Genomic DNA, 7,160 nt, shown 5'->3' on the forward strand with positions numbered 1-7,160 from the left:
CCCGCGGGGGACCTCGCCCTCTTCCTATTCCAGGTCGCCGGCCCACCTATCGACGCCCCCCCCCCCACCCCCCCCACCCCCCCGGCGCCCCCCCCCCGCCCGCGCCCCCCCCGGCTCGCCCCCCCCTTCTCCCGCCCCCTCCCCCGTGACGGCCGCCCCGGACAGCATCGCCACGTTGTACACCGAGTGGGGCATCATGGCCGCCACCTGCATCGACGGCAGCGGCAAGGGACAGTTGCGCTGGCGCGGCTCGGGCAAGGCCTCCCTGTTCGCCCGCGCCGAGGTGCGCCGGCCCAAGCCGGCCTCCACCACACTGGACCAACTGGTGGCCATCACCGACCCGGTGTGGTTCTCCTCCGCGCAACTGCCCCCGTGCGACGTCGCGCGGCGCGCGCTCTTCCACACCGAGCGCCGCCCCGACGGGTCGTGGGGCAGCATGCGTCCGCTGCCGGGGGCCAACGCCGGCGCCGCGTCCTTCGCGGGGGTGCAGAGCGCCGTGGCCGGCATGGCGGACGGCTCCGTCGTGGCGCTGGGCATCGCGCTTGACAACAGCCTGTGGCTGACCACCGTACGGGGTTCGGCCACGCTCCAGCCCTGGCAGCGCGTCGCGGGACCGGACGGCGCGACCGGGTTCACCGTCCGGGAGGCGGACATCGCCGCGTTCCCCGACGGGACCTGCCAGATCGTGGTGACGGCCTTGGACGGCACCACCTTCCACCAGCAGCGGCGCGCCGACGGCGCCCTGCCGGGGTTCCGGGCCGTACCCGGGTTCACCGCGAAGAGCCGCTGGGGTGCGATGAAGGTGTCGATCACCGCCATGCCCGACGGGTCTGCCCAGCTGCTCGGTTACGGCACCGACGGCGCCATGTACCACTGTGTTCGCGGGCGTGACGGTACGTGGACGGCCTGGGGCCGGATGGCCGGCTACAACGGAGCCCCGACGTTCTCGGGTCCCGCCCTGGCGATCACCGCCATGCCCGACGGGTCCGCCCAGGTCCTCGCGATCGGGCTCGACGGGATCGTGTACCACCAGCTGCGGCGGGCCGACGGCTCCTGGACCGGATTCCGGCCCCCGCAGGGCGTCAGCACCCCCACCATGGGGGCCAGCGCCATCGGAATCGCCGGGACGCCGGACGGCTCCGCCCAGGTCGTGGCGGTCGGGCCCGACGGCCGGATCTGGCACAACGTGAGGCGGCCGGACGGCTCCTGGACGCCGTTCGCGCACGTACCCGGTCCGAACGGGAGGGACCCCTTCCCCGCGGGGCAGGTCCGCATCACCTCCCTGCGTGACGGTACGACGCACGTGACGGCCGTCGGCGCCGGCTTGCCGGCCGAGGACTCGCCCGCTCTCGAGGTGACCGGCCTGGTGCCGGACGGCGGCCCGTCCCCGGCCGAACGGGGCCGGGCCGCTCGGGGTCAGGCTCGGCAGCGCAGCATCGCCAGCGGGGGGTTGGCGGCGTAGTCGTCCCAGAAGTGCTTGCCGTATTCGCGTACGCCGGCGGCGGAGACCTCCAGGGGAACCCAGGTGACCTCGTTGAATCCGGCAGCCTGCAGGCTCTTCTCGTAGACCTCGCGGCTGGGCGGATTCGCGACGAACGAGATCGGCGGGTCGAGGAGCGCGGTGACCCTCACGCGCGGCCCGATCTCGGTTTCCTCGCCGAGCGATTCGCACAGGAAGCCGTACTTGGCCAGGGACGGCCCGTCGAGACGGAAGTCCGGGTTCTGCACGAAGGCGAAGAACTCGGCCCCGTCCGCGATGCTGCGGTGGATATTGCGGCACATCCGCTCGATGGTGGCGACGTCGTCGGCGTAGTTGAACAGCTGGACCGCAACCGCGATGTCGAAGCGCTGCTCGAAGGTGCGCAGTTCGGCGACGTCGCCGACCTCGTAGTGCACGCTCAGCGGGTCACGATCCTCCAGGGCCCGGGCCGCGTCGACCATCGCGGAGGAGATGTCGACGCCGAGGACGTGTGATGCGCCGCGGCGCTTGAACTCCCGGCTGTAGAAGCCGGTTCCGGAGGCCAGGTCGAGGATTGACTTGCCCTTCACGTCGCCGACGAGGGCGAGGAAGCCGGGCACCTCTGCGTAGCGCGCGAGAGGGAGGGTCTTGAAGCCCTCGAACGCCTCGCCGATCTCGTCGTACAGCTGACCGCTCATCGTGCTGTTCCCCCTCAGTCCTTGGCGGCGGCCGTCGGGACGGGCCGCAGCACCTGGCGGGAAGTCTCCCTGGTGTCAGCCGGGGCGTCGTACTGGCGGAAGCCACAAATATGCCGCGACTGTCTCGTGTTCATATCGGATGCCCAGTGCGATCGTCGGCCCGATGCCGGATCACCGGCCTCGATCCGGAACAACTGCGGGCGCTCGCCGAGCTCGACATCGACTGGGCCGCGTGAATGCCTCAGCCATGATCTTGACGGTCCTTGGTCGCTGACCTCGGACGGCTCGCCGAAGGATCCGGCGGCCCTTCTTTTCCCGAAGCCGGTCTCGGAGATTCGGGACCGACACCCCTTGTCCCTGGGGCCCTGCGCCCCGCCGTCCCCCTACGATGTTGGGCATGCCTGCGGTATCGGCTTCTGCGGCAGGACACCGGTTCGCCGCGCGGCTGGGGCCGGCCGCCCGTCTGGTCGTGTGCGCCGCCGTTCCCTGGGGCCTGTGCGTCTGGCTCGGCACCAGCTCCGCCCCGGTGCCCGCCGCCCTTCCGGCCATCCTGATCCTGCGCGAGGACGTCTTCGCCGCGCCACGGCTGGCCCTGGAGCGGATGGCGGGAGTCGTGGTGGGCGTGCTCGTCGGCGTGGTCGTCCTGCACTGGCTGCCCGTCTCCTCCGCCTCGTTCCTGCTCCTGCTGCTCTGCGGCTGCGCGGGCATGTACCTGCTGGGCGGCAGCGGCGCTCCCAACCAGCAGGTCCTGGTCTCCGCGCTGATGATCTACGCCACCGCGGTCCCGGGATACCCGTTGGCCAGGCTGGAGGAGAGCGCGATCGGCATCGCGGTCGTGGCCCTCCTCGGTCCCCTTCTTTGGCCGCCCGACCCCTACCGCGCGGCACGGGACGACCTGGACGCGTACCGGACCGACCTGTGCGCCCTCCTCGACGGCATCGCCGCCCGGGCCGCCCTCGGGCAGCCCGCCCCCGCCCGGCCCGGCGCCGTCCAGCCCGGCGCCGTCGGGTTCTGGCAGCGCCCGCACGCACTGGCCGCCTCACTCGACGGGACCCTCGCGCGCCTGCGGCTCGTGCCGCTGAGGCGGACCGACGCCGCGCGCCTGGCCGGCCTCCGGCCCCGGCTGCACCTGGCCGGTCGCACCGCGCTCACGCTCCAGTTCTTCACCGGCGAACTGGCGGACCGGGCCCGCGAGGCCGCCGAACCGGACCCGGCCGTGCGCGATCTGGCCCCCCTCGTACGGGCCACGTCCCGCGCCCTCGACGAGGCGCTGCGCGGAGCAGACTGTTCCGCCGCGCTGCGCCGGGCTCGCGCCCTGGACGCGGCGCACCGGGCCGCCCACCCCACCCGCCACGACGCGGTCCTGCGCGCCGGGCTCCACCTCACCCACGAGGCACTCGGCGACCATACGGGGTAGACGCCGTCGGGGTGGACACACTTCGACGGGCTCAAGGGCGCCCGCGCCTTGAGCCGGGCACCGAACTGCTCCTCCCGACCGGCGGCTTCGGCACGTACGCGGCGGAGAGGGCCGAGCGCGCCTTCGCAGCGTGGACGAGCCGAACAACCGGTCCTCACCGTCCGCGTCGCCCGCCGGCTACGGATGGCGAAGCGTGCTGCTGGAGTACTGGTCCTTGCCCTTGTGGAGGCGGCCCAGCTCGCCGCGGCCATCGCTCTCGTCGTTGTTCGGGAACCAGCTCGCGTAGCCGCGGCCGGCGGCCCTCAGCCGAGGGTGAGCGGGTGGTCGGGGGCGAGGTCCTTCGCGATGCGTTCGGCCACCGTGGAGGCGGAGTTGCCCTCGGGGGAGGAGGGGCCCTTGGTCACGGAGACCGCGATGGAGAGCTGCTGCGCCGGGAGGTAGGCCGAGACGGCCGCATATCCGGAGAAGGACGGGTTCGTCGCGATCCAGTCGCGGAGGACCAGGACGCCGAATCCGAAGTGGAGGGCCTCGGTGTTCTTCCGGCAGTACGGGGCGGGGCACTGCTTGGTCGGAGTGCCCAGCCCGACCGTGCCGGGGTTGAGCTGGGTGCGGAAGGCTTCCTTCGACAGCAGGGCCCCCGTGCCGATGCCGCGGGCGGAGGTGGCCAGGTCGCAGATGTCCCCGGTGAGGACCGCGCCCGGGGCGGTGGTCCACGAGGGGTTCCAGTAGCTCGACTCCTCGTAGGTGCCGCGTTCCGAGGTGAAGGCGTGCAGGGCCGGGGCCGGGATCTCGGGGGTCGCGGAGTTCGTCGTCTCGTGCAGGCCGAGCGGGCTGATCACGAGGTCCTGGAGCACCTGGTCGAGCGGCTTGCCGGTGATCTTCGCGAGGGCGGCGCCGAGCAGCTGGAAGTTCTCGTGGGAGTAGCTGAAGCTGGTGCCCGGCTTGTACCAGAGCGGGTGGCTGCTGGTGATGGCCAGGTTGTCCGCCGGGGTCCACTGGCGGAAGGGCTTGGCCTCGATCTCCTTGAGGAACACCGGGTCGGTGACGTAATCGTGGATACCCGAGGTGGAACTGCCCAGCATGCGCAGGGTTATCTCGTCGGCGTGGGGGACGTCCGGCAGCCACCGTGAGATGGGGTCGTCGAGGCCGACCTGGCCCTCGTCGACGAGTTGGAGCAGTGCGGTGGCCATGTAGACGATGCCTACCGAGCCGGTCCGGAAGTGCATGGAGGGGTCGGCGGGGACTCCGGTCATCGACGTGCCGAGCGCTCCGGTGACGATGCTCCGATCGCCCGAGGTCACGCGGAAGACGACCGAGTTGAGCCCGAACTCCCGTTGTGCGGCGCGGGCGATGTCGAGGACACGGGCCGCCTGGCCCGAGGCCGCTTCGGGCTTCGGGGAGCTGACACACTTCCGCGCGGGTTCAGCGACGGCCGCGGCCGGAGCGGTCCCCACGCCGAGTGGCAGGACCGCGGCGACCAGAGCGGCAGCGCAGACGCACGCCGTTCGAGAACGCCTCACGTTCCCCAGTATGGGTGCGCCGCAGGCACCCGGCCCGGCGGGCGGCGCTTGACCGCCGTGCCGGATGAAAGCCGACAATCACAGGGCGGCTGTGATGCGGTCGCCGAGACCCGCCGCGGCGCGGCTTCGGCGTCCGGCCCACGGGAGGCCGGATCTGGATCCTGGCGGAGTGGACTGATGATTGGCTGTCTGCCCCACTGTCCGCGGTGGCTGTGAACTGCGGGTTTGCAGCTCAGGCAGTGACTACGCAGCCTCACTGACCGACGGAGTCATGCGTGCCTGCGACGCAGGACCGCGAATGCGGCGCCGGCGGCGGCTGCCGCGAGGATCAGCACGATGCCGCCCTCGACCATCTGGAGCGGCCAGAAATGGGCTTCCGGGTGGTACCGCAAGTCTGTGACCCCGGAGGCCGTGGTCGTCGAAAGGTCCCGGGCATGGGCCGAACGCGCGGCACTGTCGACGGTGGGCCACAGATGGGGCCGCAGCAGGTTGAGGACGATCATCGTGCCCGCTGTCGCTCCCACGGCCGCGGCCATGCCCGCGACGGTACGGCGGAGGAGCAGGCCGGCCAGCGCGCCCGCAGCGATGGCGAAGAGGGCGTAGGCAACGGCCACGGGCCCGACCGTCGGATAGACGGCGTCCTGGTGCCACTCCACGGGATACCACGAGCGGAGCGTGGTGCGCAGGGCCCACGCTTGTACAAGGACGGCCGCCGGCAGGACAAGCGCCGCGCCTACCGCCGGGAACAGCAGCTTCCCCGCGAGCCAGCGGCCCGGCGTGACCGACTGGGTCACGAGGGTGTGGGCGGCGAGGATGTCCTCGATGCTCACGGCGAGCCGAACCCTGCCCTCGTCCAGCAGGAGGAGGTGGTCGCAGGCGTCCTCCAGTTCGGTAAGGATGTGCGACGACTTCAGGACCGTGGTGCCCTGCTCCGCTGCCGTCGCCATGAGGAGGCCCATGAGTTCACGGCGGGCGAGGGGGTCGAGGTCGGCCATGGGCTCGTCGAGGAGCATCAGGTCGGGGCGTTTGCCGAGGGCCAGGGCGAGGGCGACGCGGGTGCGCTGGCCGCCGGAGAGCGACCGGATTCGCCTGCCCGGACTCAGGTTTCCGCCCTCGACGGCCGCGGCGGCAGCCTGCGCGTCCCAGCGACCCGCATTGAGTTCGGCTCCCATGCGCAGCGTCTCGGCGACCGTGAGCTGCGGGTAGAGCGGCTTGTCCTGGGCCACGTAGGCGATGTGTTCGCGAGCGAGGGCCCGCAGCGTCCCTTCGGTGGGCTTCAGCACTCCGGCGGCCATCTCCAACAGAGTCGACTTGCCTGCACCGTTGGGGCCCACGAGGGCGCAGACCCGGCCGGTGGGCAGCCGGAAGGAGCAGTCGCGCAGTGCTCAGCCGCGCCGGAACTTCCGTCCGACGCCGTGCGCTTCGATGGTCGCCGTCATCCTTCGTCCCCCTGGGTGGTCTGTCTCGTGCGGCTCGGGCTGTCCGGGCCGCCGGGGCCGTGCTGTTCGGCGTCGAGGTTCTCGAGTACGGCGGTGAACAGCGCGGTGATGTCGTCCTTCTCTAGCCCCTCCGCCCGCGCCTCGGCCATCCACCTGGTGAGCTCGGAGCGCAACCGGGCGTCGGTGGCCCGCCCCTCGCCCAGGCTCCGGCGCACGAAGGTGCCCAGTCCGCGGCGGCCTTCCACGAGCCCTTCGCGTTCGAGTTCCCGGTAGGTTTTGAGCACGGTGTTCGGGTTGATCGCGAGGGCCTCGACGACCTCCCGGGCCGTCGGGAGCCGGTCTCCGGGCTCCAACAGGCCCAGGCGCAGGGCGTGACAGGAGGTGTCCTTGTCAACCGATGACCGACCTGCGGCAGGGGCACGCTCCTGTCGTTGTCTGCCTGCTAGAGGGCATGGCGGCCCGCAGGTCCCGCGCGGCGGCTGCCGCAGACGCGAAGACGCCCGGCCGGGAGGTCCCGGCCGGGCGTCTTCGCGTGTCTGCTTTACCTACTGGTCTGCCTACTGGTGGCTTAGTACCAGTGGTGGGTCTGCCAGAAGTTCCAAGCGCCGACGGGGCTGCCGTAGCGGG

General features: G+C 72.0%; 4 protein-coding genes and 2 pseudogenes. 2 read left to right on the forward strand and 4 right to left on the reverse strand.

The genetic code is table 11. The annotated features are described in order from the left end of the window. Positions 1–175 precede the first annotated feature (175 nt). Positions 176–1,462, forward strand: coding sequence for a hypothetical protein (locus tag AB0M76_RS42995; RefSeq protein ID WP_365958218.1), 1,287 nt, complete (start codon positions 176–178; stop codon positions 1,460–1,462). On the opposite strand, the gene AB0M76_RS43000 is transcribed toward AB0M76_RS42995, so the two are convergent. Further along, on the reverse strand, positions 1,417–2,157 hold the full coding sequence (locus AB0M76_RS43000; protein ID WP_365958220.1) for a class I SAM-dependent methyltransferase: 741 nt from the start codon (positions 2,155–2,157) through the stop codon (positions 1,417–1,419). The genes AB0M76_RS42995 and AB0M76_RS43000 overlap by 46 nt on opposite strands. A gap of 397 nt (positions 2,158–2,554) precedes the next feature. Here AB0M76_RS43000 and AB0M76_RS43005 point away from each other — a divergent pair, with 397 nt between their 5' ends. Next, positions 2,555–3,574, forward strand: a complete 1,020-nt coding sequence (locus AB0M76_RS43005) for an FUSC family protein (RefSeq protein ID WP_365958221.1) — start codon at positions 2,555–2,557, stop codon at positions 3,572–3,574. A 302-nt stretch (positions 3,575–3,876) separates the two neighbouring features. Here AB0M76_RS43005 and AB0M76_RS43010 read toward each other — a convergent pair whose 3' ends face one another. The 3 genes and pseudogenes from AB0M76_RS43010 to AB0M76_RS43020 form a co-directional block, all read right to left on the reverse strand. Beyond that, positions 3,877–5,094: a serine hydrolase domain-containing protein gene (locus AB0M76_RS43010; RefSeq protein WP_365958222.1), complete on the reverse strand. Its 1,218-nt coding sequence runs from the start codon at positions 5,092–5,094 to the stop codon at positions 3,877–3,879. A gap of 788 nt (positions 5,095–5,882) precedes the next feature. Continuing rightward, a pseudogene (locus AB0M76_RS43015) lies at positions 5,883–6,476 on the reverse strand (ABC transporter ATP-binding protein); the annotation flags it as partial. A 53-nt stretch (positions 6,477–6,529) separates the two neighbouring features. Next, positions 6,530–6,904, reverse strand: a pseudogene (locus AB0M76_RS43020) (GntR family transcriptional regulator); the annotation flags it as partial. Between the last annotated feature and the right edge of the window lie 256 nt (positions 6,905–7,160).

Source organism: Streptomyces sp. NPDC051364 (assembly GCF_040682115.1).
Classification (GTDB): Bacteria; Actinomycetota; Actinomycetes; order Streptomycetales; family Streptomycetaceae; genus Streptomyces.